Source organism: Luxibacter massiliensis (assembly GCF_900604355.1).
Taxonomy (GTDB): domain Bacteria; phylum Bacillota; class Clostridia; order Lachnospirales; family Lachnospiraceae; genus Luxibacter; species Luxibacter massiliensis.
Genome location: NZ_UWOE01000001.1, coordinates 3,291,648 through 3,317,096, shown reverse-complemented (window position 1 = coordinate 3,317,096; position 25,449 = coordinate 3,291,648). Strand labels below are relative to the sequence as shown.

Here is a 25,449-nt window from a genome sequence, read left to right as displayed (position 1 = left end):
CGCCATCAGTAATATATGAAAGAAATTTGTAAGAATTATTCAAGAGTTTTGCAAATCCCTGGCGTTACAATTGCCTTAAAGGAGGAAAAATTTATGAGTTATATTTTAACAACAGACCACCTGACAAAGACTATGGGAGGCAGGGATTTGGTGAAGGATATCAGCATCCATGTCAGGAAAGGGGAAATCTACGGCTTTCTGGGGCCTAATGGGGCGGGCAAAACTACAGTTATGAAAATGATAACTAATCTATGGAAACCTTCTAGTGGTACGGTTGAGCTATTTGGGGAAGTCCTGTCCCCTGCCTCCTATGAGGTATTGAAACGTATGGGGAGCGTCATTGAATTTCCAACGTTTTATGAACAGATGAGCGGCAGGGATAATCTTAAGCTTCATTGTGATTACATGGGATATTATAACCATGGGAGTGTGGGAGAAGCTCTTGAAATGCTAAATTTGAATGAAGCTGCTGACAGGGCAGTAAAGGGATATTCTTTGGGAATGAAACAAAGGCTGGGCATCGCCCGTGCAGTGTTGTCCAAGCCAGAGCTTATGGTATTGGATGAGCCTACAAACGGACTGGATCCTGCCGGTATGAAACAAATCAGGGATTTATTCCGTATGCTCTGTACAGAGTATGGAATGACACTGTTTATATCCAGCCACCAACTTTCCGAGATAGAAAACCTTGCTGATACAGTAGGAGTCATTTGCCAAGGGAAAATGGCTAAAGAGTGCGCCATGAAAGATATAAAGGAGATGAATACAGCCTATATAGAGCTCATTACAGGCAACATAGAAAAGGGGGCATATATACTGTCTGATACACTGGGACTGCATAATTTTAAAATTGTGGACGGAGGCAAAATCCGTATTTATGAACCTAAAGTAAGCATACAGAGTATAACCAAAGCTATGTTACAAGATAATGTGGAGCTGATTTCAATTAACAAAAAGTCAGAATCTTTGGAAGATTTTTTCCTGAAGATAACGGAAGGTGGTATAAATGGTTAAATTAATCAGGATGGAATGGAAAAAAAATAATCTTAAAAAATATATATACAGTGCGGTTATGCTGGCAGTCCTGCTTTGTCTGTTTATTTTTGCGCTGGCGTTCTGGGGAATAGCTGAGGATCCAGATGGGACACTGGATGCGGCGCCTGGGGCGAATGTTATATCTTCTTCTGTGGAATTGTTTACAAGCATGTCGTTTTTAATTTTTACCAGTGTTATGCTGGCGTCCTTTATTGTAAGCGCATATAAAAATAAGACGATGAATTTAATGTTTTCCTATCCCATTAAACGTCAAAAAATACTGGCATCCCAAATGCTGGCGGTCTGGATTTTTAATTATGCCGCCCTGATCTTGACTAAACTATTTATCTACACAAGTATATTTGTGGGGTCAAGATTTATGGAAACCTCATTTATTATAGATATAGATATGGGCAGCCTTTCGTTTTACGCGCAGCTGGCCGTGAAATCCTTTGTCATTGTAAGTATGGGGTTTATTGCTCTTTTTGTTGGGATAAGGATGAGGTCTTCAAAGGCAGCGATTATAACTTCTTTCTTGCTGATTTTTCTAACCCAGGCTAATATAGGGGACTTTTCTATGGCAGGAAACAGAATATTTCCTGCAATCCTTACATTTATTTCTCTGGGGTTTGCTGTCCTTACTATATGCAGCGCAGAGACAAAGGATTTGATTTAATGTTTTAGGGCCTGTTTGGTAATGGATGAACCAAACAGGCCCTAAAATATAGCAGATATAATTTTAGAAACCAAGGCTGTCATTCACAAGTATGACTTTTATTCTGTCCTCCACTCCTGAATTTCTTGTTACAAGCATCTGGCAGCAATTTGAGCTGGTGCCCTTGCAGTCATAACATAAGCCTTTGCTGCGGCATGGAGTATATGTATCCAGACGTACAGCATTTATGGGGGTAGCTTCATTGCGCACCCTGCTGATGGCCTCATCCAGGGTGGGGACGGCTTTATTCATACCCACGATGAGGATAACGTTTCTGGGCCCGAATGCAATAGCGGCAATACGGTTGCCAAACTTATCAATATTGACCAGCTCTCCATTATAGGTGATAGCATTGGAACTGGCTAAAAAATAGTCGCTGTCAAGACAGGCCAGTTCAATCTTACGCTTCTCTTCAGGAGTCTTACAAATATCCCGGTTATATACTGTGTAATTCCCCTGACAGACTGCCTGCTTCAGGCCGATTTCAGAAATGGACGCAGATCCGCCCCATCCGATAGTGCTGCCCTCGGGGATCAGATTCAGCGCCGCCTGCAGTGCCTCCTGCTTACTTTCTGCATAATAGCCTGCTATATTCCTTATCTGCAGATTCTTTATAATGTGTGCTGCAAGATGCTGGTTGCGGATTTTGCGGTTCTCTTCCATGTTCATTCCTCCATTTGTCTGTTTGTTGTACTGTATTTAGTGGGCGGATGTATTACGCAGACCTTATCCAGGGGGAGTGTGGGGATGGATAAAGCCTCCCAGTCCAAAGTAGCAGAGTACGCCCTTGGCATAAATAAATATATATAAAACCAGTCCCTCAAAAGAAGGACTGGTCCTATACGCTATTTATAGAGGCGCAGACCGGATTTGAACCGGTGAATCAGGGTGTTGCAGACCCACGCCTTACCACTTGGCTACTGCGCCGTATTTAAAACTAACTACTGTATAGTTTACTCATACAGCTTCTAAATTATACCAGAAAAATTAAGCATAGTCAAGAAAAGAATCTGTCTTTGGACAGCTGTGAATTTCTTGTAAAGATTTGCATATTTGTTTTCGCTATTCTTTAACCTGTGGTATAATGCTGTAAAAAGCATTGGATCAGGCGTGAGTAAATTTGCAGATAAGGCTTATAAATTTGCATTTTTATATTGGTATATAGTATACTGTCATACATTGAGGTGAGCGTATGGAAGTACTGTTGGACTTATCAAAGGAATACGGAATCGTGCTTGACGGGGGCGGCGCCAGGGGGGCGTATCAGATCGGAGCATGGAAAGCCTTGAAGGAGGCAGGCATAAAAGTAAGTGCAGTTGCCGGGACATCCGTGGGTGCTTTGAATGGTGCCCTTATCTGCATGGATGATGTGGAGAAGGCTGAAAATATCTGGAGCAGCATGACATTTTCCAGAGTAATGGATGTGGATGATGATTGGATGGAACGGCTGTTTGGCGGCGAAAATAAATTTACGGATGTGATCGCCGAGATATGGAGGACGCTCTCAGACGGGGGCGTGGATGTCACGCCTCTTAGGAGGCTGATTCATGATCTGATTGATGAGGAAAAGATAAGAAACTGCGGGAAGGGTTTTTTTCTGCTGACGTTTTCCTTGACAGATTTTAAAGAGCTGGATTTAAGTATTGAGGATATTCCGGAAGGGATGCTTGAGGATTTCCTTCTGGCTAGTGCCTATCTGCTGGGATTTAAGAACGAGAAGCTCAATGGCAAGCGTTATATTGACGGAGGCGTCGTCAATAACGTTCCCCTGAAGTCTCTTGTAAAACGGGGATATACGGATATTATAGAAATCAGGATATATGGCCCGGGCAGGGAACCCCGGGTTAAGATGCCCCAGGACAGTGAGAAATACCACATTGGCCCCAGAGTCGGACTCGGGAGCATTATAGAATTTGACAGCAGGAGAAGCAGGCAGAATATGAAAATCGGCTATTATGATGCCATGCGGATGTTATATGGCTTAGACGGATATATCTATTATCTGGAACAGACACATGACCAGGCATGGTATGAGGATCAGCTGTCCCTGCTTTCTGACCGGGAGAAGGCGGAAATGGCTTTTGTTTTAAAACTCCCTCTGACGTTTACTGATAAGGAACTGTATCTGGCGATGCTGGAGGCCAGTGCAAAGCAGCTTAGGGTTCCAAAGTACCAAATCTATACGGTGGACGAGCTGTATGGACTGGTAGCCCGTCGGTATGAAGAGCGCGGGGGGAGGATACACTTGCCCAGGTTTACACATGTACTAATAAATATAGAAAGGAAAAATACAATGAATTTAAAAGGAAGAAATTTTTTGACATTAAAGGACTTTACTCCAGATGAGATTACTCATCTGCTTGATTTGGCAGCTGATTTAAAAGAAAAAAAGAAAAATGGCGTGCCAGTAGATTATTTCCGGGGCAAAAATGTGGCTCTTATTTTTGAAAAGACAAGTACAAGGACCCGCTGTGCATTTGAGGTGGCGGCACATGACATGGGCATGGGGACAACCTACCTGGATCCTAACGGCTCCCAGATTGGGAAAAAGGAGAGTATTGAAGATACGGCCAGAGTGCTGGGCAGGATGTACGATGGTATTGAATACCGCGGATATGGGCAGGAGATAGTGGAGGAACTTGCAAAGTATGCGGGAGTGCCTGTGTGGAATGGACTTACGAATGAATATCACCCCACGCAGATGCTTGCAGATCTTTTGACTATCCGTGAGCATTTTGGAAAATTAAAAGGAATTAAACTTGTCTATATGGGAGATGCAAGATATAACATGGGTAACTCGCTTATGATAGCATGTGCAAAAATGGGGATGGATTTTGTTGCATGTACGACAGAAAAGTATTTTCCAAATTCAGAGCTGGTAAAAACTTGTAAGGGTTACGCGGCAGAGTCGGGTGCATCCATAACCCTCACTGAGGATGTACAGGAAGGGACCAGGGGCGCTGATGTTATCTATACAGATGTATGGGTGTCCATGGGTGAGCCGGAGGAAGTATGGGAGGAGCGGATTAAAGAGCTTTCGCCCTATAAAGTTACATCAGATGTTATGGAGAATGCAGGAGATGGAGCTATTTTCCTCCACTGCCTGCCAGCATTCCACGATTTAAAGACTAAGATAGGCAAAGAGATGGGGGATAGGTTTGGGGTTCAAGACATGGAAGTTACAGATGAAGTGTTTGAATCTCCTCAGTCAAAAGTATTTGATGAGGCTGAGAACCGTATGCATACAATCAAAGCGGTAATGGCGGCAACATTGGGAGAATTTTAAGAATATTCTGAAAATGGAGGTCAAAGGGGACAGACCCTTTTGCAAAAGGGTCTGTCCCCTTTGAAATCGAGGTGCGAAATTGAAATCAGAAATATTAAAAATGCTGCGTGAGGATGATGGCTATGTGTCCGGACAGCAGCTATGTGAGAAATTTGGTGTTTCCCGGACGGCTATCTGGAAAGCAATTAACCAGCTAAAAGAGGAAGGATATCAGGTGGAGGCTGTGAGGAACCGGGGATATCATATTGTAAGTAGTCCAGATGTAGTTACAGAAGAAGAACTGATAAGCGTTTTGGATACGGTATGGGCCGGCCAGCAGGTATTTTTCTTTGAAAAGACAGATTCCACTAATATTCAGGCTAAACAGCTGGGGGAGAAGGGAATGCCCCATGGGACACTGGTCACGGCAAACCAGCAAGATAAAGGCCGCGGCCGGCGTGGCCGTTTTTGGGAGTCGCCTGCAGGTAGCAGTATTTATATGTCAATTTTACTGCGCCCGGAGATTCCGCCTGATAAAGCTCCTATGCTGACCTTGGTGGTGGCTCTGAGTACTGCAGAAGGGTTAAAGGAATGTACTGGCCTGGATGTGCAGATTAAATGGCCCAATGATATCGTACTGAACGGAAAGAAACTGGTTGGAATTCTGACGGAGATGAGTACAGAAATAGACTATATAAATCATGTTGTAATAGGTGTCGGGATTAATGTAAATATACAGACATTCCCGGAGGAACTGAATGAAAAAGCAACTTCCATTTATATAGAAACAGGACAGAAAATAAAGCGCAGCAAAATTATTGCGGTTATCATGAAATATTTTGAAAAGAATTACGCTTTATTTATGCAGGCTCAAAATCTGGAAAATCTAAAGGATAAATATAACAGCTTGCTTGTGAACAGAGAAAAAGAAGTCAGAATTTTAGGTGCAAAAGAACAATTTACTGCAATTGCCCTAGGCATTAATAGGCATGGGGAGCTCCTGGTACGTCGGGAAGATGGACAGGAAGAGGCCGTATTTGCAGGAGAAGTATCCGTCAGAGGGGTATATGGGTATGTATAAAATACTCGAAACAGGTAGATTGTTTCTCATAAATTAAGAATATTCAGAAAATGGCGTGCAAGAGGGACAGTCCCCTTTGCAAAAGGGACAGACCCCCTTTACACACCAGAAAGGATCTATAATGGAAGAAGAGGTTATACTTTGTGCCGCCAGTTCTTATGAGCGTAAATTTTATCTGAATCCGGAGTTTGAGTCTCTTCCAGAGACAATCCGGCAGGAACTGCAGATCATGTGCGTCCTGTTCACGGAGGACGTGGGAGGGATCCTGACGGTTGTTTATGACGGGGAAGGTAATCTGGAGCTGCGTGTAGAACATCAGGAGAATGATTTTGCTTTTGATGAGATAGGCAGTGTCCTTAAAATAAAAGAGCTGCAGCGCACGAAAGCTGAGACTTTTGAATCTCTTGAGTTGTTTTATAAAATATTTTATTTGGGGGAAAAGATAGATGTTACTGACAATTGATGTTGGGAATACAAATATTACACTAGGGGTTTTTGAAAATGAGAGTTTGTCAGGGACTTTCAGGATGACGACAAAACAGCCGCGTACTTCGGATGAATATGGATTTACGATCTGTGGGATCTTAGAGCACCGGGACATTGGCCCCCAGGATATCCACGCAGTCATTGTGGCATCGGTGGTTCCTGATATTATGCATTCGCTCACCAATGGCATTATAAAATATTTGAAGGTCAACCCTCTTGTTGTTTCCGCAGGGATTAAGACAGGCATCCGGATTGTGACAGAGAATCCAAAAGAAATTGGGCCGGACCGCATTGTAGATGCTGTGGCGGGATATGAATTATATGGAGGGCCGGTGATTGTTGTGGATTTCGGGACAGCTACAACATATGACCTAATCGGCCCTGGCGGGACCTTTGAGGCCGGGATTACTGCGCCGGGGATAGAGACTGCGGGCCGTTCGCTGTGGGGAGGGGCCGCCATGCTTCCGGCGATAGAGATTAAAAAGCCGGCTACTATACTGGCCAAGGAAACAATCACCAGTATGCAGGCGGGACTGGTCTATGGCGCTATTGGCCAGACCGAATATATTATTAAAAAAATGAAGGAGGAGTCCGGCTACAGAGAGGCTATGGTGGTAGCTACCGGAGGACTGGGAAAGATTATCGCTAGAGAAACTGACTGTATCAATGAATATAAGCCGGACCTGACTCTTGACGGACTTCGTTTGATATATAATAAAAATAGGAAATAGTGAGATAATAGACATGAAGTATTTGAAAATTGGCAATGTTCAGTTTGAAAACTCTTATATATTAGGACCTATGGCAGGGGTAACAGACCTGCCATTTCGCTTGCTTTGCAGGGAACAGGGAGCCGGCCTGGTATGTATGGAAATGGTAAGTGCAAAAGGGATTTTGTATAATAACAAAAATACAGAAGGCCTTTTGGAGATACACCCAAAGGAGATGCCTGTATCCCTTCAACTATTTGGGTCAGATCCCAAAATTATCAGTGAGATGGCTCGGCGTATAGAGGACAGGCCATTTGCATTATTGGATATAAATATGGGATGCCCGGTTCCTAAAGTAGTTCGGAATGGGGAAGGGTCTGCGCTTATGAAAAATCCGAGATTGGTGTATGAGGTTGTGTCTGCGGTAGTAAAGGCAATCCATAAACCTGTTACGGTGAAAATACGGAAAGGGTTTGATGATGGACATGTAAATGCTGTGGAAATCGCAAAAATTATAGAGGAGGCGGGTGCGTCAGCATTAGCTGTCCATGGCAGGACTAGGGAACAGTATTATTCAGGTAAGGCAGATTGGGATATTATCCGCAAGGTCAAGGAGGCCGTTACTATCCCGGTTATTGGAAACGGAGATGTGACTTCAGGAGAAAAGGCAGTTGCCATACAAAAGGAAACAGGCTGTGACGGCGTTATGATAGCGAGAGGGGCCCAGGGTAACCCGTGGATATTTTCAGAGCTTATATCATATGAAAAGACAGGCAGCATGCCCCCACGGCCGGATATTGGCCAGATCAGAGAAACTATGCTTAGGCATGCCAGGCTCCAGATGGAATATAAGGGAGATTATCTGGGAATCAGGGAAATGCGCAAGCATGTTGCATGGTATACGAAAGGCCTTCATGGGGCGGCCAGGCTCAGGGATGAGATTAATAGGGTGGAGTCTTATGAAGAGCTGGAAAATATCTTGACATCATTATAGGTATTAGTTATAATATTGAAATTGTGAAATATAAATTTAAAAGGACAAGAAATCGGTAGGAAGAAGAACTGATTTTAAAGAATAAATCTTTAAAAAGAAAGATAAAAATACGGAAAAGAAAATAGGAAAGAAAGGGAGCAGTAGCAATGGCAGAAGCAAAGAAGAGATTACTTACTTATGCAGGTTTAAAGGCTCTTGAGGATGAGCTTGAAAACCTGAAAGTAGTCAAAAGAAAAGAAGTTGCAGGTAAAATTAAAGAGGCACGGGAGCAGGGGGACTTGTCTGAAAATGCTGAGTATGATGCAGCTAAAGATGAGCAGCGCGATATTGAAGCCCGCATAGAGGAACTGGAAGGCATTTTGAAGAATGCCGAAGTAGTTGTGGAGGACGAGGTTGACCTTGATAAAATCAATGTAGGCTGTACAGTAAAGGTATTTGATGTTACGTTTGACGAGGAGATGGAGTTTAAAATTGTAGGGTCAACAGAAGCAAACAGCCTGGAAGGGAAGATTTCCAACGAGTCACCTGTAGGACAGGCGCTGTTGGGAAAAAAGGCAGGCGATTTGGTAGATGTTGAAACACAGGCAGGCCAGATTCAATATAAAGTATTAGAGATCAGCCGCTCAATGTAATATAATCAGGAAAGGCAGGGGCTGCCGCAAACATAGAACTTCAGCACATGATAAACCCTAAAGGGGGATTACTTTATTTTGTGGTCAAGAATCTATTTTGCCGCAGCTCCTGAATTTGCCTATATAAAGGAAGGAGAAGAGCAGTGTCCGAGCAGCAGAAAAATAGTAAAAAGAACGAACAGGAACCAGACCTGAATCAATTGAAGAAGGTACGCCGCGAGAAGTTGGCAGATTTACAGCAGAATGGCAAGGATCCATTTGTCATCACAAAATATAACCAGACACACCACAGCCAGGAGATCAGAGATGATTATGAGGCATTAGAAGGAAAGACAGTTTCTATTGCAGGGCGGATGATGTCCAAACGTGTTATGGGGAAAGCTTCTTTTTGCAATGTGCAGGATCTGAAAGGGAATATACAGTCTTATGTGGCAAGGGACAGCCTGGGAGAGGAAGCCTACAAAGAGTTTAAGAAGATGGATGTTGGCGATATAGTTGGCATAACTGGGGAAGTCTTTACAACTAAGACTGGCGAGATCTCTATTCATGCCGCATCTGTAGAATTACTTTCTAAAAGTCTTCAGATTTTACCTGAAAAGTTCCATGGCCTGACAAATACAGATACTAGGTATAGGCAGAGATATGTGGATTTGATTATGAATCCAGAAGTGAAGGACACATTTATTAAACGTTCTAAAATATTGAGTGCAGTCAGAAGGTATTTAGACGGAGAAGGCTTCATGGAAGTGGAGACTCCGATGCTCGTAAGCAATGCAGGCGGCGCTGCGGCAAGGCCGTTTGAGACGCATTTTAATGCATTAGATGAGGATTTCAAGCTTCGCATTTCTCTGGAACTGTATTTAAAGAGACTGATTGTCGGTGGAATGGAACGTGTATATGAAATTGGCCGGGTTTTCCGTAATGAGGGACTGGATACCCGCCATAATCCCGAATTTACATTGATGGAACTTTATCAGGCATATACAGACTACCATGGCATGATGGATTTAACTGAAAATCTGTACCGCCATGTGGCTCAGGAAGTACTGGGGACTACAACAATTGTATACAATGGTGTGGAGATGGATCTGGGCAAGCCGTTTGAGCGAATTACAATGATAGACGCGGTGAAGAAATATGCTGGTGTAGATTTTAATAAAGTGGAGACAACCGAGGAGGCTAAAAATCTTGCCAGGGAAAAGGGGATTGAATTTGAGGACAGGCATAAGAAAGGGGATATTTTAAGTCTTTTCTTCGAGGAATATGCAGAGGAGCACCTGATTCAGCCTACTTTTGTGATGGATCATCCCATTGAAATTTCACCCCTCACAAAGAAAAAGCCAGAAAATCCCGAGTACGTGGAACGTTTTGAGTTCTTTATGAATGGATGGGAGATGGCTAACGCATACTCTGAGCTGAACGACCCTATTGATCAGAGAGAACGCTTTAAGGCCCAGGAGGAACTTCTGGCTCAGGGGGATGAGGAAGCAAATACCACGGACGAAGATTTTCTGAATGCACTTGAGATTGGGTTACCGCCTACAGGGGGAATCGGATTTGGGATTGACAGGATGTGTATGCTTATGACGGACTCTGCAGCTATCAGAGATGTCCTACTGTTCCCGACAATGAAGCCCATCGACAAATAAACCCAGTAAAATCAAGGGTTTCCGGCTCCTCAAATCCGAGTTGACAACAAATTGACAACAATTTTTCGTATCAATACGAAGAATTACGACGCAGAATGAATAGTTGGCGGCTGAAACGCAATACAGCACGTATCGCTGAGAGAACACTTTTTGAAAGAAATTTCAAAGGTGTTCTCTTTTTTTCGTTTGGTGCAACTCTCTGTCGAACAACAAATTGAATGGAGGATTTAATTTATGATTAGTGACAGGACGAAAGCCTATTATGATTTGAAAAAACGAAATGATGTGCGAGAAAGTGCAAAGAGACTGCGCAGGCAGTTCCTCCGGTATAAGGATGCAGAAATCGTCTATAGCATTACGCACAAGAAACTGTTGGAGCTCGCTGGTAAAGCAGGAGCCATATATCGAATGGATGGAACTGTTCTGATTAACCGGGATATTTTTGATGAATATCTGGAACAGTTTCATGAGCCGAGTACCTTGGCTTCACAGGAGGATAAAGAATGAGCGGGAATCTATGGATGTTTTCGGATATGTTGGACGATGAAGATGCGAAGATGATACAGCATGAATTCGTCACCTATTATGAGGGCGCTGATTATTACGGACTGGGTCTGAAAGTCTTTACAAGGTTGGCCCATGAAGCAGGTGCGGTGTATAAGATTGGAAAGCGGGTCTTAATACGGCGAGATATTTTTGAAGAGTATCTCAGGATATTGCGACGCAAAGAGGATACATCCGAGATGGATGAAAACATGAAAAGTGAGGATAATGATATGAGACAAGGAGCATTAACATTAGATGCCCAGACTGGGAGAATGGATATCCGATTTGATCTGGAGAATTATTACGGAGGTCTCCACTGCGGAGAGTGTCTGGATATTCTTATCAATGGAGATTGGGTACCGACCAGAATTGAAATGGGAGACGGTTGGTATCTGACTGGGATCAAGACGGACAATCTTGAAGGTCTGATTGTAAGAATTTAATAGTAACTTATCGCCGGGCGGTTTCTTATTTTAGGAAGCCGCCCTATTTTTATGCCCATTTTTAAGGAAGGAGGGTACCTGAGTGAAATGTCTGATGAAATACCAGTGGGTAAAGCTGCCCAGAAATCGTCTGCCTGAGGGCAAGGGGGTAATGGGCGCATGGGCGCGTTTAGCGTCCCGTGCGGCATTCCGCAAGGGACAAGCCCTCTACTGTGGGCATATAAACGCTGTAAGCCCCGGAATGTGGTCCGGAGGCATTGTGGGGTTAAAGAGTATTCTCTGTCTAAAAAGCCGCCAGAAGGCTCTGAAAGTGCTTCAGACGATGGCTGGCTTAGGTTATGTGCAGTATACACTTGACTCTAAAACGAAAAAGCTGACATATCAAATTACAGATTGGGTAGTGAAATGTTCCGGAGAGGAATGTATGCAGGGCGCTGTTTATGCCACAGAAGGCTATGGTTTTCTATGCCTTCCGCGTAATATCACAGAACGTCTTGCGGAGAAGCGATATATCTTTGAGGAATCGGACGCATGGATGGATCTCTGGTGCCATTCCGTATGGGAAGACCCGAACAATGCGTTTTCTTTTATGGCTCCAACTGTCCAGTATGGGAAGTACGGGGCTTTACTCACATTGGAAACCTTGGGACAGCGCTGGGGCTGGGAAAAGACAAAGGTATGGAGGTTTATGAAAAAGCATGGGGATGTCTTTGCCCTATACCGCCTTCCAGGCTCTTATGGCTGTCTCATTTTTAATAAACTGTATCCGGCAGGATCAGAGGTTTCAGTTCCAAGCCAGGAGGAAGTTATGCGTATTCTTGGCAAAATACGCATTTGTGGTGCAAATACGCAGAAGTCAGGTTCAGACCATGAGCATATGAATAAGCTCATCACATGGTATAGCCGCAGACTGACTGGAAGTAACCTGTCAGATGCAGCCATACAGGATGCTGAAAATCGCGTTGCATTTTCAGACCCTATAATACGCGCGTATCTTTCTCCGTGTAGGAATTGTAAGAATTGTGGATATGACTGCCAAGGTAAAGGTTATATGACACAGGCAGTGATTGAAACGAGTAAAATCCGCGGGCCATGTGAGCCGGTGGATATCACAAAAATAGCAAAGGAGTGTTTTACATATGAGCAAGCAGGATGAAAAAAAGCTGTATGAACAGCAGGAAAACAGGATATTGGCGCAGTCAGACGCATTTATTTCCCTTCTTACAAAGCGAGGGATTCTTGGAGATCAAAAAATTGATGATGAAAAGGTGCGTGCTGCCCAGAAGGAGAAAAAGCGGAATGCTTATCACAATACCCAGATGCTTCTCAAGAATTACCGGAAGATGGTTTGGGTGTTCAGCTGTTACCCGGAGGAGATTTTGCAGGAACTGGAGGCTCCGTTTGAGAACTTTGACCGAATGGTGGACAGGCTGGATCTGGAGATGGCCATTGGGAATAAAAGGATGGAGAGCCGTCTGGAAGCTGCGGCAAGGTCGAGACTGTTGCTGGATCGGTTTAACGAGGCAATGGCGGTTCTCCGCAAGGAGCCGACACGGGGTGAGAAGCTGTATCAGCTGATCTATACGGCCTATCTGGCGCCGGAAAAGCTGAAGTTGGAGGAGATACTGTTCCGATTGGACCTGTCACAGAGGCATTATTACAGGCTTCGTGAGCAGGCAATTTCTATTCTTTCCATTCGTCTGTGGTCGGCGCCCAGTGAAGATGTGGATGTATGGCTGGAGCTGCTGACGCTCTTTGAACATTTGGAATGACAATTTCAGGGTAAACAAATTGGCACAAAAATGGCATATGTTCCGCCGATGACAGGGGAATAAAGCCGTGCTATACTTGTATCATCCCAAACTGGGATTGGGCAAACAAAGATGCCGTTTCTGAAGCTGAAATGCTTTTAGAAGCGGCATTTTTTATTGCCTAAAATCAAAGAAGGAGGTACTCGGCATGGTTAAACAAATCAAAAGAGGCGGAGGGCGCATGAAGACCGCCTACTGGTCACTGGTTGGTATGGCGTCTGCAATGCTGATTTCGCTGCAGCCTGTCATGGCGGACACAATCTGGAACCGCTTTTCGACGATCATGAAGGATGTGTACGGCCAGCTGGTGGGAATCAGCACCATTGTGGCGGTAACGGCGGCGGCCATTGCGCTGATTGTCAGGATGATTTCCAGAAACCAGCGTGCAGTCGATGAGGCAACGAGCTGGCTCAAACGAATTGTAGTGACGTGGATTGTCCTCAATTCCCTGGGTTTTGTTGTTGCTTATCTGCAACCCCTCATTGCCGGCGGCAATTACACAGGATAACCAAAAAAGAGAAAGCAGATGGAGGAGGTGATAATAGATGCTTGATTGGATTTTTGAAGGAATCGTGACGTGGATCAGCAGCATTGTTTCACAGATGATGGATGCGGTATCTGGTTTGTTCCTTCAAGCTTTGGGAACGGATATGACAGCGATGGAAGAATACTTTCCATTCGTGTCTAAGGCATTTACGGTCATGCAGTACACAGCATGGGCGATTCTGTTCCTTGTAACGGTATGGCAGCTTTTCCGTGTCTTTGGAGGACCAATCACAGAGGCAGAAAATCCGTGGGTGCTTTTGGCAAGAGGTTCAATCTTTGCTTTATTGATTGGCTATGCAAAGCCGATTTTCATGATTGTGCTGGATATCGCCCGTGCGCCATATACGGCTTTGATGGAGATTACCATGTCGGCAGAGGATTTTACCTTTGCAGGTGTGGAACAGGCGCTGTCCAATGGTTTGACCACGATTGTAGCTATCGTATCGGTGGTAGGGCTGCTGCTTCTCATCATTTTAGAGATTGCCCTTGGGTGGAATTATTTTAAGCTGTTACTGGAAACCGTTGAACGCTATATTGTGGTTGGCGTACTCTGTTACACCTCCCCTCTGGCTTTTTCTATGGGTGCTTCCAAAACAACGGCGCCGGTTTTCAAAAGCTGGTGTCGTATGGTGGGCTCACAGCTTTTGTTGCTGGTGATGAATGTATGGTTCCTCAGGGGCTTTAACAGCTCCATGGGACAGTATATCGGAAATGGCGGTGCGCTCTCCACAGGTCAGGGCAGTATTTTTCTCTGGCTGTTCTGTGCGCTGGCATTTTTGAAGACGGCGCAGAAGTTTGACAGCTACCTGGCGGCCATGGGGCTGAATGTTGCCCAGACCGGTTCCAGCATGGGTATGGAGCTTTTGATGGCAGCGCGGGTGATCAGCGGCGTGGGAGGCGGTGTGAAAAATGCAGGCAGTATGTTCCATAGTGCAAGCACTGCAACCGGAACGGGTGCAGCCGCAAGCGGATTTGCTTCCGGGTTCGCATCACGCTTCAAGCCAAATTCTTTTGTCCGTGACGCAGTTGTGGATGGCGGAAGCCGTATGGGTGCCGGTGGCAGCATCGGTTTTGTCGGTCGTGCCTTTGGCGGCATGGCGGCACGTAATGGCGCTACTCTTACAGGAGACTCCATTTCTTCTGTAGCTTCAAGAAATCCTGGTGTTTCCGGGACAATTGCCGGGGACATTGCAGACCGCAGCCTTGCGGGCTATATGCCCCAGCTGCAGGGCCACCAACTGAAAGACACCCAGATTACAGGAGGTCAGATCAGTACAACTTCAATTGGTGCAGATGGAAAGAGCACAGCGCTTGAAATGTATAACGCATCACAGTTTGAGAAACCAGATGCGCCACATTCCGTGGTTACAGCTTCTGATGGAAGCCAGTGGTACCAGATGGCAAGCGGAGCCGGGGCAGGTGCATTTTATGATGCGCCGGCATTTATGGGAAGCCCGTCAGAAGCGGCGCAGGTTGCGGCGGCTTTCCCCGATGCTTCCGAGGGAACAACCCTCAGGACGGTTGGCGATGGCGTGATCGAGGCAAGCTCCGAGTCTGGCAATACCATGTGGTACAACAGTGCCTACTATGATGAGCCGGATGCGCCGCATACGATTATGCAGTCGGCAAACGGTGTAGACTGGTATGCGATGCAGCAGCACGCAGAAACACCTGCCTTTGAGCAGGGCGAGGCAGCTTTTGCCTATAACCAGGCGCAGTTCCAGCAGTTTATGCCGGGATATGAACAGCAGGTATCCTCTGTGGATGGATCCGGGCGTAAGGATGGTCATTTTGAGGTCCGCCATGAAAATGGATCCGGAACCATGTTCTACGATACATCCCAGTATGCGGCTCCCCGTGGGGATTATCAGGTGTTTGAAGATGCCCGCGGAGGCCAGTGGTATGCGATTCGCGGCGAAGCCGCCGTGGAACGCAAGCCGGTATACCAGGATGGCAAACCGGTTTATGACGGTGACAGTGTACGGACAGTCTCTGTGGAAACTGTTCGGTATAAGAATACGCCATCACGCTTTGGAGAGCCAAAACCCCGCAACCATGGGGAGATGAAACCGCCGAGGCGGAAACGGTAAAATAAGTGCAGGCAGCCGAATCAGAGAGATGCTGGTTCGGCTGTTTTGCATATTTCATGTTGAAATTACGCTGCTTTTGCAGCAGCTTGATATAAGGAGGTGGACCCAATGGCTGAGCCAGAAAAACAGCAAATCGGTGATGGCTCTGATAATTATGGACAGGTAGCCGGGCAAATGGCAAAAGCGGCAAAGCAGGCAGGCCAGGAAGCAGCAAAGCAAACGGCAGCAAAAGGTGCGGAGGCTACGGCTAATGCGGCCGCCGCTACAGTAAAGGCCAGTGTGGAGGGTGGAAAGGCCGCCGCAGAAATCGCTGCCGGCACTGCCGCAGGTGGTCCATGGGGCGCTATCCTGTCTGCGGCATGGGCAATGCGCCATACTCTTTTTAAAATACTGGTATGTATCTGTCTGTTTCTGTTGTTCCTGATTACCATGATTGTTTCCCTGCCGACGATTGTATCAAACAGTATTTTCGGACTGGATGGTACAAAGCCGACAGAAGGAGCAACCCTGATGTCAGCCTATACGGAGATGTCAGGTGCCGTGTCTGGTGTGGTAGATGAAGGATATAACCAATCGCTTTCTCATGTGGATCAGCTGATTACAAACGGTGGATATGATTATGATCTTTCGACGGATGCACTTATCAATTACGCACAGAGTTCCGCCGGATATGATGTCTGTTATATACTGGCAGCTTATTCAGCGTCCATGCAACAGCAAAATACAGGCAAGGATGATATGGTATCAAAGCTTAGAGGCTGTGCCGGGGAGATGTTCCCCGTTACATCAGAAGAAAAGGAAAAAGAGACCATCATTCCTGTTTCCTATTATACATATAAACCGATAACGCTTACCGTAGTTACGAATAAGGTGCAGACCGGGACGATTAACGGTACGCCCCAATATCGGTATGATACGACATCAAAGACCTACTATCTTCCGGATGAGGCGCATAGCAGCGATACGGCTGTCACGGTGGATGCCTATAAAGAGGTGGCGGTGGATATTCCCGTTTATTCCGGTGGGAAGATTACGGGAACAACCACGGCAAACTATTATGTGGCTAACGGGCAGGAAACACTGACCCCAGGTACAGAGATCATCAAATATCTGGAGTGTACCATTCATCCATTTGATAATACAGTGGTTGCCAAAGCGTTTGGCATTGACCTAAATGCAAAATACGATCAGTTTAACCTTACTTATGGCGAAGTAATCCAGAACATGGCGAATGCGTTAAAACGGACGCTGTATGGTTCTGTGAGCGGCGGACAGGCGGTTCCCCTGACGGACGCCGAGCTGATTGCTTTTGTGAACCGGCAGAACTGTAGTGCGACAAGAAAGCACATCTTGAGCACCGCTCTGTCCCTTGTGGGCAAGGTTCCTTATTTCTGGGGTGGTAAGTCAGCACCCGGGTGGAACGATGAATGGAATACGCCAAGACTGGTAACAGCTGCAGGATCTTCTACGACAGGCACGATACGTCCTTATGGGCTGGACTGTTCAGGCTTCAGTACATGGGTATTTAATACTGCTGTGGGTGTAGAAATTGGTGCAGGTTGTAACGGGCAATATCCAAATACCTATGGGATTTCTGCATCAGAGCTTTTGCCTGGTGATTTGGGATTTTTAGCAGATGATGACGGATGGGGACATGTCCTTATTTTTGCCGGGTATGGGGAGAGCGGAGAACGAATGTGGGTACATTCTTCTGGTGGACAGGGCGTTATTCTAAATACGCCAAGTTATGAAGGAAGCCTTTCCTACCGGCGTCTTAGCATTGTAGATTACGATGCACCGGTATTGGGTGAGATTTCAGGAACACCCATTTCTACTTTAGAAGTGGATGTCACCCATTACTGTGCATGTGCAAAATGCTGCGGCAGTAATGCAGACGGAATTACCGCCAGCGGCAAACACGCGGCCCGCGGCATGGTGGCAATGTCAAGCTATTATCCGTTTGGCACGCAGATTATGATAAACGGAACCATGTATACCGTAGAGGATCGCGGTGGTTCCGGCATTGAAAATGACATCCACCGTGTGGATATTTTTGTGCCGGATCATAACGAAGCGCTGCGTTTGGGCAGATACAAGACAACAGCTACGATTTACAGAATAGGCAGGTGAGAAATTTTGGATGAAAAGGAGTACAGCAATATTTATGCCATACCGGCGAACTATACAGATTCCGGCAAGATTTTTGGCGGAATGCTGGAGCCGAGGAATGCAGTAGAGACAGGGATATTATTAGTCATTTTGGGATATCCGGAATTGATGTTGATTCCCATGTCCGGAACGATTCGCATCGTCGTTATGACACTAACACTTTTACCTCTTGCTGTTCTTTCCATGATGGGTATTGACGGCGATTCGCTGTTTCAGTATATAGGACACATCATTCGGTATTTTGCAAGCAGGAGAAAATTACATTACAGAAGGGTGGGATATAGATATGACCCAAAGCAGCTCCGAAAAAAGAAAAAAGGCAGCTCAGCAAAGAAAAAAGGCAAAAAAACCGGAAAAGCTGGAGTTCGTCCAGGACTTCATTCCGGTTAAAAGTCTCCAGCATGGTATTATTGAAACGACTGATGGGAGATATATTCGGATTCTTGAAATTGAGCCGATTAACTTTATGCTGCGTTCCGGAGAAGAACAGTTTAATATCATATCGTCTTTTGCCAGCTGGCTGAAAATTTCTCCTATGCGGCTTCAGTTTAAAAGCATTACCAGAAAGGCAGACTCAGATAAGCACGTCGCCATGATTCACGAAGAACTGGAAGCAGAGGAAAGTGAAGAATGCCGGCACCTTGGAGAAGGTTATATCCGCCTGATTAAGGATGTGGGAAGCAGGGAAGCGCTTACAAGGCGCTTCTTTTTAATTTTCCAGTATGAAGAAATCCGCCGTGGAGATGGAGATGATTTCTCCCAGATTTATGGCATGATGCAGACAGCGGAGCAGAATGCCCGTGCTTATTTTCTGCAATGTGGGAATACGATTCTCCAGCCAAAAGATCCGGATGAGGCAACGGCGGAGATTTTATATATGTTTTTTAACCGTCGGTCTTGTGTGGATGAGCCGTTTTCCTCCCGCGTGAACCGTGTGGTCGTGGATACGATGGCGGCAAAGGATAAGGTCATTGGCGTGGATCCCATCCCGCCGATCCGCATGGCGCATTTTCTGTCGCCGCGCGGCATTGATCTGACCCATCATAATTATGTTGTGATGGACGGATTGTATTATTCGTTTCTGTTTATCAAAGGAAACGGTTATCCGGGTATGGTACGGGCAGGATGGATGTCGGCACTCATCAATGCCGGGGACGGGATTGACATAGATGTGCAACTGCGGCGTGAGAATCGGAGTAAGACAATTGATAAAGTAGCACAGCGCATTCGCCTCAACCGCACGAAGCTGAAAAGCATGCAGGATACCAGCACCGACTATGAGGAATTGACCAATTCCATACAGGCGGGCTACTTCATTAAGAATGGTATTGCCAACAACAATGAGGATTTGTTCTATATGTCCGTATTCGTTACGGTTTCCGCCAAAGGCTATGAGGAACTGATGTGGCGTAAGCAGCAGATCGTGGATATGTTAAAGTCTATGGACATGTATGTGAGCGACTGTCGTTTCCAGCAGGAAGCGGCGCTCCGCTCTGTGATGCCGTTCTTAAAGATTGAGCCGTCACTGGAAAAGAAATCAAAACGGAATGTGCTGACCAGCGGCGCAGCCTCTGCCTATATGTTTACATCTTTTGAAATGTCGGACGATACAGGCGTGCTGCTGGGCATCAACCGGCACAATAATTCGCTGTGTATCGTGGATCTGTTCAATACAAAGAAAAACAAGAACGCCAACCTGAATCTGCTTGGCACCAGCGGCGCAGGCAAGACTTTTACCATGCAGCTTCTGGCGCTTCGTATGAGAATGAGGGGGATCCAGTGTTTTATCCTGGCACCTATCAAGGGACACGAGTTCCGCAGGGCCTGCAAGAAGATCGGCGGCGAGTTCATCAAGATTGCTCCCGGTTCCCCGCATTGCATCAACATCATGGAGATCCGGCATACCATCTCTCCGGAGATGGAGCTGATTGACGAGATTGACTACAGTGAAATGGATTCCATGCTGGCTCGTAAGATTCAGCAGCTGATGACGTTCTTCTCCCTGCTGATTCCGGATATGTCCAATGAGGAAGAGCAGATGCTGGACGAGGCTTTGATTCAGACTTATGCAAAGTTCGGAATCACACACGACAATGATTCGCTGTATGTAAGTCGCAGTGTCTCTCCGCCGAAGATGAAAAAAATGCCGATTATCGGGGATCTTCATGAGGAATTGCTGAAAAATCCCATGACGAAGCGCATTGCTATTATCATCAGCCGCTTTGTAACAGGTTCCGCCCAGAGCTTCAACCAACAGACCAACGTGGACCTGTCCAATAAATATATCGTGCTTGACCTTTCGGAACTGAAAGGCAAATTACTTCCGGTCGGGATGTTCATTGCACTCGATTACGTGTGGGATACGGTCAAGGCAGATCGTACCAAAAAGAAAGCCATTATGATTGATGAAATATGGCAGCTGATCGGCGCCAGCTCCAACCGGATGGCGGCAGAGTTCTGCTTAACTATCTTCAAAACCATAAGGGGCTTTGGTGGTGCCGCCGTCTCCGCAACACAAGACTTGTCCGATTTCTTCGGTTTGGAGGATGGCAAGTATGGACGTGCGATTATCAATAACAGCAAGAATAAGATTATTCTGAATCTGGAGCCGGATGAAGCCAAGTATGTGCAGGAAGTGCTGAAACTGACCAAAACAGAGATCCGTTCTGTTACCCGGTTTGAGAGGGGCGAAGCATTGGTCTGCTCTAACAATAACAAAGTTCCTGTTGTAATCAAAGCTTCCAAAGAGGAGCAGGAAATGATTACAACCGACCGGGCTGAGTTGGAGGCGCTTTTAAAGGAACGCCAGCAGGAACAAACGCATTCTGCGTAGAATACGCATTTTATGAAAAATACGCACAAAAAGGAGGTGTTGCCTATGCTGCTGCAAGATGAGCAGTATGTTGTAAAGTGGCTCTCACAATATGGAGCCTTGCCGAAAACTCAGATTACACGAATGCTGCAAAAGCCAGCCCAGACCGCAGATAAAATCCTTCGGAACCTGAAGAAGCAGATGCGGATTGCGGATGTGTCGAGCGGCTATTATATTGGGCTGGATGCGATGGATAAACCGGATCAGCGGACTATTCTTGCCGTATGGGTTCTTTTGAAATTCATTGATTATGTTGACCCAATGGCGCATTATCCGGCGGTTTATCCATCTCAGCTTTTTTTCTTAAAGGAGAATATCGGTTACGAAATCGTGGTGTTATATGAAGGCGAGCAGAATCTTTTGAAACTGCTCCAACCTCAGGAGGATTTGAAGTATATTATTGTCCTTCCCCGTATCTCTATGGCATACGGGATGCGGCTTCCTCATGCACCCTGCTTGTTTGCAACTGTGGATTTTCAGGGGGATGAGGAGCCAGGGGTTACTTTCTATTCAGAGGAGGCGGTGAGCGATGATAAAATTTCTGGACACGATGGGTAAAATCGTGAGATTGGAAAAGCGATTGCAGGGGCAGCTTGCTTCTATACAATGGTTTTGTGAAAATGGGAGCACTTATGAAGTTTATCTGCATTCACTTAATATGGAAGAAACAGCGGAGCGGCTGGTTCTTTTGACACGGACGCTTCCCGCTTACACCGGTGTGCCGAATGCAAAGCTTGAGGTAGAGCGTCGGATAAAGGATTGTATTCCCGTAGAAATCGGTTTTACGGCGGAGGGCTGGTTTTGTCTCCGCATCCCGGCTTTGCTTCCGAAAAAGTCGGGTGGGTCGGCGGATTATATCCGCTCTTTTTTATATCCTGCTATGCGGGCTTTTTTTGAAAAGCAGCCTCCTGTGCGGTATCGGGACGGTATCCTGATTTATCGTCATGTATATGACAAAGCCAGACCCGAAAGAAAAAAGCGGGATCATGACAACATTGAAATCAATATGGTTTCGGATATCGTAGCCATGTATGTGATGACGGACGATGGCCCATCGGTCTGCTCTCATTATTACTGCAGCGCAGAAGGATCGGAGGACCGGACTGAGGTTTATGTAGTGCCAAAATGGGACTTCCCCATTTGGCTGGTAAAGGAAACCGGGATACCGGATGAGGGGGTACTGCTCTATGAAAAAAGGTAAATTTAACCGAAAAAACATATGTAAAAACGATGCTTTTCGGGCGGAGAAAAAATACATATCTTCTGAGAGGGCAAAAAAGCCCAGTATAGCAGCAGTTTGGGGGCGTCATTACGCCGGAAATTCCGACAAAGAGAGCAGTCATGTTGTCGGAAAATGCTTATGAGCGGAGGTGAGGGTCTATGGTTCATTTCCGCCCGGGCAGTCAGGTCTGGCAGATCATCACGCTCCTTTCATTTGTGGGGGAGTTCCCATTCAAAAGCCTCTCTCTGCTTGGGAGTGAACGGGTCTATAAGGCTCTTATTTCCAGACTGACTACGCTTCAGACGATTCGTAATTTCAATTCCGGTGACGAAATCACCTGCCGCCTCCTGACCGTATCCGGGAAAGGGGCGGGCAAGACCATACGGCTCTACAAGGGTGCGCTTCCCATACTGGAATGGCTGCATCCGGGTGTGCATGGATATTATATGGATTCATTCTGGGGACACCGCTTTCCAGGAGACGTATCACACCGGGACAGGAACCACCGGGTTGCGGAAGCTGCGGCGATGTTCCTGAAAGCCGGTATGGAGGCAAGGCCATATCTTCTCCCCAGGCTTCAGAACAGGGAGATTCTGCAGGTTGTGCATGGTACGCCCTGTTTTTATCTGGCTAAGGATCTGAAGAAAGTTGGGGAAGCGGAGATGAACAAGACCATGTTCACCCGCATGGCCGGCGCATTATTTTCTTCCGGCAGATGTTATGCCGTTTATAATACGAGGGATGCCGTGATGAAGTGGAGCGGCATGGGTGAGTATAAAGCCCTCCACAGTCTGATCGAGCTGGCAAGACTGAATGCCGGTATTTTGGAGGTGGATTCAGCGATACTGTTTGGCCAGTCTGGAGAGACAGCGCTGCGAACCCTGTTAGAATCAGACAAAACCAGACGGCTGGAGTTTCGATTCGATTCCATTTACCGCCATGTCCATTTTATCCCAATGAACGGGGACGGCATCCGGCAGCTGCGTCTTCTTTCTGCACCAGATTGGAAAGCGCAGCTCCTTGAACTTTTATTTGAGCCTGAGGTCAGATCCTATGACCGAGGGCTTTTTGAATACGACGCCTGTGTGAATGGCGTAAATATCTTATCGCATCTGGATGGGGACATTGCAAGACTCATTCGCTTTCGGGATGCAATTGAAAACCAAACCGGACGGTTTGAGGTTCTATGCTTTCCCCACCAGACGCACTTCCTCCGGGAATACTTGGGCGGGCTTGCCAGCATCAAAACCATCGGAATGGACTCGGTGGAAGCGGAGCTTTGCCCAGAGAGGAGGAATTTGTTTGAAAGATAAAAAAAGGACAGTCGGCATTACCATGGCTGTCATACTGGGATGCACAGCGTTTTTCTATCTTGGCGGAATGCTTGGCCAATTGTTTTCAAATTACGCAGCCTGGATGCAGGCGGATGGGCTTGCCGGTGAAGCGGCTATGAAACCAGTCAGTTGGAACCCTGTGGTGTGCTTCCCAATGGCGTTTACCCCAGACGGGCTGAAAGGATTGCTCGGAATCTTGATTCTTGGAGGAGGAGTCTTTGCATATGTCAAGCTTCATGATAAGTTTGACGGAAAAAGCTATGACCCCAGAGGTTTCACCAAAAGCAAGACCGGAATTTACGGAACCGCCTCGTGGATGGAAGAAAAAGAAATGCACGAGGTGCTGGAGGTGTCTTCCGTCGATAAAGCAGAAGGGACGATTCTGGGTGAGTATAAGGGAAAAGTGGTCTGTATGCCGAAGGACACCAGACTTAATCGGCATATCGCCATATTCGGTGCATCGGGTACCATGAAATCGCGCGCTGTTATCCGGAATTCATTATTTCAGGCGCTGAAACGTGGTGAGTCTGTGATTATCACGGACAGTAAGGCAGAATTATATGCCGATACGGCAGAGATGTACCGGCAGGCAGGCTACGAGGTAAAAATTTTTAACCTGGTCACGCCTGAGCATGGGGATTCGTGGAACTGCATGTCAGACCTAAACGGCGATACCCTGATGGCGCAGGTGCTCACTAACGTCATTATCGGCAATACCAGTTCCGGCAAAGGTGACCATTTTTGGGACAATGGAGAAGGAAACTTGTTGAAGTCTTTGATTCTTCTGGTAGACCAGGACAGAACCCGAAGTCCCGATATGAAACACCTTACTGCAGTATATCAGCTCCTGACCCAGAACAGCGAGCGGCAGCTGACGGCAATGTTTGACAAGCTTCCGCTTGATCATCCGGCAAGGGCGCCTTTTAATTTATTCGCTCAGTCCAGCGACACCGTGAAATCTGGCATTATCTTAGGACTCGGCACACGGCTGCAGGTGCTGCAGAACCAGGCGGTACAGCGGATCACAAGTCAGTCTGACATTGATTTGACTTCCCCTGCCAGACACAAATGTGCATATTATATTATCCTGAGCGACCAGGACGCCACTATGGCATTCCTGTCATCGCTCTTTTTTTCGTTCATGTTTATCAAACTGACTCGGTATGCAGACAGTCGGCGAAATGGCCGCTGCGATGTGCCTGTAAATTTAATCTTGGATGAGTTTAACAATGTGGGCCGCATTGGTGGTGCAGAAGACGGGTCGGATTTTGCCCGGTCTCTTTCGGTTGTCCGTTCCAGAGATATCCGGGTCATGCTGGCAGTGCAGAGCTTGGGTCAGTTACAGAACCGGTATCCCAATAACCTGTGGGCCGAGATTATCGGCAACTGCGATATCCAATTGATGTTGGGATGTACCGACGAGGTTACGGCTGAGTATATCTCGGCAAGATCAGGGGATATGTCCGTACAGGTAAATTCTACTATGACAGTGCGGCAAACCATTGCAATCGCTCAGGTCATTCCCCAGTATCGTCATACTGAGGGACAGGGACGGAGAAGACTTCTGACTCCGGATGAGGTCCTGCGGCTTCCAAACGAAGAAATGCTCTGCGTCATACGAGGCTGTAACCTCTTGAAGCTCACAAAACTGGATTTTACAAAACATCCCATGTCGAAGCGGATTGTGAGGACATCCATCATGGATTACCAGCCGGCAACAATATTTACGGCACCGATACTCAGTGAACCTGTCCCAGTGGCAGAGCCGGAGAAAAAGCCGGCACGCAAAAAAAGTCTTTACAGTTCGGCAAAACCGCCGGCTGAATTTTAATTTTACAGGAGGTACTAA

Annotated in this window: 23 protein-coding genes, 1 tRNA gene and 2 pseudogenes; 24 read left to right on the top strand and 2 right to left on the bottom strand. The window is 46.4% G+C overall.

Annotated elements, in window-relative coordinates:
- The first annotated feature begins 93 nt into the window (after positions 1 to 93).
- Both EFA47_RS15475 and EFA47_RS15470 read left to right on the top strand, forming a co-directional pair.
- On the top strand, positions 94 to 1,014 hold the full coding sequence (locus EFA47_RS15475; protein WP_122644062.1) for an ABC transporter ATP-binding protein: 921 nt from the start codon (positions 94 to 96) through the stop codon (positions 1,012 to 1,014).
- Positions 1,007 to 1,711, top strand: a complete 705-nt coding sequence (locus EFA47_RS15470) for an ABC transporter permease (protein ID WP_122644061.1) — start codon at positions 1,007 to 1,009, stop codon at positions 1,709 to 1,711. The genes EFA47_RS15475 and EFA47_RS15470 overlap by 8 nt, the downstream gene beginning before the upstream one ends.
- A gap of 63 nt (positions 1,712 to 1,774) precedes the next feature.
- Here EFA47_RS15470 and EFA47_RS15465 read toward each other — a convergent pair whose 3' ends face one another.
- Together EFA47_RS15465 and EFA47_RS15460 are read right to left on the bottom strand one after the other, a co-directional pair.
- Complete coding sequence (locus tag EFA47_RS15465) at positions 1,775 to 2,413, bottom strand: lactate utilization protein (RefSeq protein ID WP_122644060.1); 639 nt, start codon at positions 2,411 to 2,413, stop codon at positions 1,775 to 1,777.
- A gap of 192 nt (positions 2,414 to 2,605) precedes the next feature.
- Positions 2,606 to 2,677 (bottom strand) — tRNA-Cys (locus tag EFA47_RS15460).
- Between the two features lie 265 nt (positions 2,678 to 2,942).
- Between EFA47_RS15460 and argF the strand changes: the two genes are divergently transcribed.
- The 22 genes and pseudogenes from argF (at position 2,943) to EFA47_RS15355 (ending at position 25,431) form a co-directional block, all read left to right on the top strand.
- A complete protein-coding gene (argF, locus tag EFA47_RS20515; protein ID WP_122644059.1) occupies positions 2,943 to 5,036 on the top strand; it encodes an ornithine carbamoyltransferase in 2,094 nt (697 codons plus the stop codon).
- A 79-nt stretch (positions 5,037 to 5,115) separates the two neighbouring features.
- A complete protein-coding gene (locus EFA47_RS15450; protein ID WP_122644058.1) occupies positions 5,116 to 6,096 on the top strand; it encodes a biotin--[acetyl-CoA-carboxylase] ligase in 981 nt (326 codons plus the stop codon).
- A 121-nt stretch (positions 6,097 to 6,217) separates the two neighbouring features.
- On the top strand, positions 6,218 to 6,559 hold the full coding sequence (locus EFA47_RS15445) for a DUF6145 family protein (protein ID WP_122644572.1): 342 nt from the start codon (positions 6,218 to 6,220) through the stop codon (positions 6,557 to 6,559).
- Positions 6,543 to 7,313 (top strand): type III pantothenate kinase, encoded by a 771-nt coding sequence (locus EFA47_RS15440; RefSeq protein ID WP_122644057.1) that lies wholly within the window; start codon positions 6,543 to 6,545, stop codon positions 7,311 to 7,313. Before EFA47_RS15445 ends, EFA47_RS15440 begins: the two co-directional genes overlap by 17 nt.
- 13 nt (positions 7,314 to 7,326) lie before the next feature.
- The gene (gene dusB / locus EFA47_RS15435) at positions 7,327 to 8,286 is read left to right on the top strand and encodes a tRNA dihydrouridine synthase DusB (RefSeq protein WP_122644056.1); all 960 of its coding nucleotides are present in this window, start codon (positions 7,327 to 7,329) and stop codon (positions 8,284 to 8,286) included.
- A 146-nt stretch (positions 8,287 to 8,432) separates the two neighbouring features.
- The gene (gene greA, locus EFA47_RS15430; protein ID WP_122644055.1) at positions 8,433 to 8,918 is read left to right on the top strand and encodes a transcription elongation factor GreA; all 486 of its coding nucleotides are present in this window, start codon (positions 8,433 to 8,435) and stop codon (positions 8,916 to 8,918) included.
- A gap of 143 nt (positions 8,919 to 9,061) precedes the next feature.
- Positions 9,062 to 10,552: pseudogene (gene lysS / locus EFA47_RS15425) on the top strand (lysine--tRNA ligase); the annotation flags it as partial.
- Between the two features lie 249 nt (positions 10,553 to 10,801).
- On the top strand, positions 10,802 to 11,074 hold the full coding sequence (locus tag EFA47_RS15420; RefSeq protein ID WP_016295700.1) for a DUF6462 family protein: 273 nt from the start codon (positions 10,802 to 10,804) through the stop codon (positions 11,072 to 11,074).
- A pseudogene (locus tag EFA47_RS15415) lies at positions 11,071 to 11,268 on the top strand (DUF6462 family protein); the annotation flags it as partial. The gene EFA47_RS15420 and the pseudogene EFA47_RS15415, both read left to right, overlap by 4 nt.
- 75 nt (positions 11,269 to 11,343) lie before the next feature.
- Positions 11,344 to 11,556 (top strand): DUF5348 domain-containing protein, encoded by a 213-nt coding sequence (locus tag EFA47_RS15410; protein ID WP_033140906.1) that lies wholly within the window; start codon positions 11,344 to 11,346, stop codon positions 11,554 to 11,556.
- Positions 11,557 to 11,638: 82 nt separating this feature from the next.
- Positions 11,639 to 12,712, top strand: coding sequence for a hypothetical protein (locus EFA47_RS15405; protein ID WP_122644053.1), 1,074 nt, complete (start codon positions 11,639 to 11,641; stop codon positions 12,710 to 12,712).
- Positions 12,696 to 13,328: a hypothetical protein gene (locus tag EFA47_RS15400; protein ID WP_016295703.1), complete on the top strand. Its 633-nt coding sequence runs from the start codon at positions 12,696 to 12,698 to the stop codon at positions 13,326 to 13,328. The genes EFA47_RS15405 and EFA47_RS15400 overlap by 17 nt, the downstream gene beginning before the upstream one ends.
- Before the next feature lie 187 nt (positions 13,329 to 13,515).
- Positions 13,516 to 13,875 carry a hypothetical protein gene (locus tag EFA47_RS15395; RefSeq protein ID WP_016295704.1) on the top strand — a complete coding sequence of 120 codons (360 nt, stop codon included), beginning with the start codon at positions 13,516 to 13,518 and terminating at the stop codon, positions 13,873 to 13,875.
- 37 nt (positions 13,876 to 13,912) lie between these two features.
- Positions 13,913 to 16,003 carry a hypothetical protein gene (locus EFA47_RS15390; protein WP_016295705.1) on the top strand — a complete coding sequence of 697 codons (2,091 nt, stop codon included), beginning with the start codon at positions 13,913 to 13,915 and terminating at the stop codon, positions 16,001 to 16,003.
- A gap of 108 nt (positions 16,004 to 16,111) precedes the next feature.
- Entirely contained in the window at positions 16,112 to 18,133 is a 2,022-nt protein-coding gene (locus EFA47_RS15385) for an NlpC/P60 family protein (protein ID WP_218193090.1), read from the top strand.
- Positions 18,134 to 18,139: 6 nt separating this feature from the next.
- Positions 18,140 to 18,562 carry a hypothetical protein gene (locus tag EFA47_RS20095; RefSeq protein ID WP_122644052.1) on the top strand — a complete coding sequence of 141 codons (423 nt, stop codon included), beginning with the start codon at positions 18,140 to 18,142 and terminating at the stop codon, positions 18,560 to 18,562.
- A complete protein-coding gene (locus EFA47_RS15375; protein ID WP_122644051.1) occupies positions 18,459 to 21,005 on the top strand; it encodes a VirB4 family type IV secretion system protein in 2,547 nt (848 codons plus the stop codon). The genes EFA47_RS20095 and EFA47_RS15375 overlap by 104 nt, the downstream gene beginning before the upstream one ends.
- 45 nt (positions 21,006 to 21,050) lie before the next feature.
- Entirely contained in the window at positions 21,051 to 21,602 is a 552-nt protein-coding gene (locus tag EFA47_RS15370) for a DUF5697 family protein (protein ID WP_016295708.1), read from the top strand.
- Entirely contained in the window at positions 21,574 to 22,245 is a 672-nt protein-coding gene (locus tag EFA47_RS15365; protein WP_122644050.1) for a DUF6100 family protein, read from the top strand. The genes EFA47_RS15370 and EFA47_RS15365 overlap by 29 nt, the downstream gene beginning before the upstream one ends.
- A complete protein-coding gene (locus EFA47_RS19955; protein WP_164690026.1) occupies positions 22,232 to 22,408 on the top strand; it encodes a hypothetical protein in 177 nt (58 codons plus the stop codon). Before EFA47_RS15365 ends, EFA47_RS19955 begins: the two co-directional genes overlap by 14 nt.
- A gap of 16 nt (positions 22,409 to 22,424) precedes the next feature.
- On the top strand, positions 22,425 to 23,579 hold the full coding sequence (locus EFA47_RS15360; protein ID WP_122644049.1) for a hypothetical protein: 1,155 nt from the start codon (positions 22,425 to 22,427) through the stop codon (positions 23,577 to 23,579).
- Positions 23,569 to 25,431: a VirD4-like conjugal transfer protein, CD1115 family gene (locus EFA47_RS15355; protein WP_122644048.1), complete on the top strand. Its 1,863-nt coding sequence runs from the start codon at positions 23,569 to 23,571 to the stop codon at positions 25,429 to 25,431. Before EFA47_RS15360 ends, EFA47_RS15355 begins: the two co-directional genes overlap by 11 nt.
- Positions 25,432 to 25,449 lie beyond the last annotated feature (18 nt).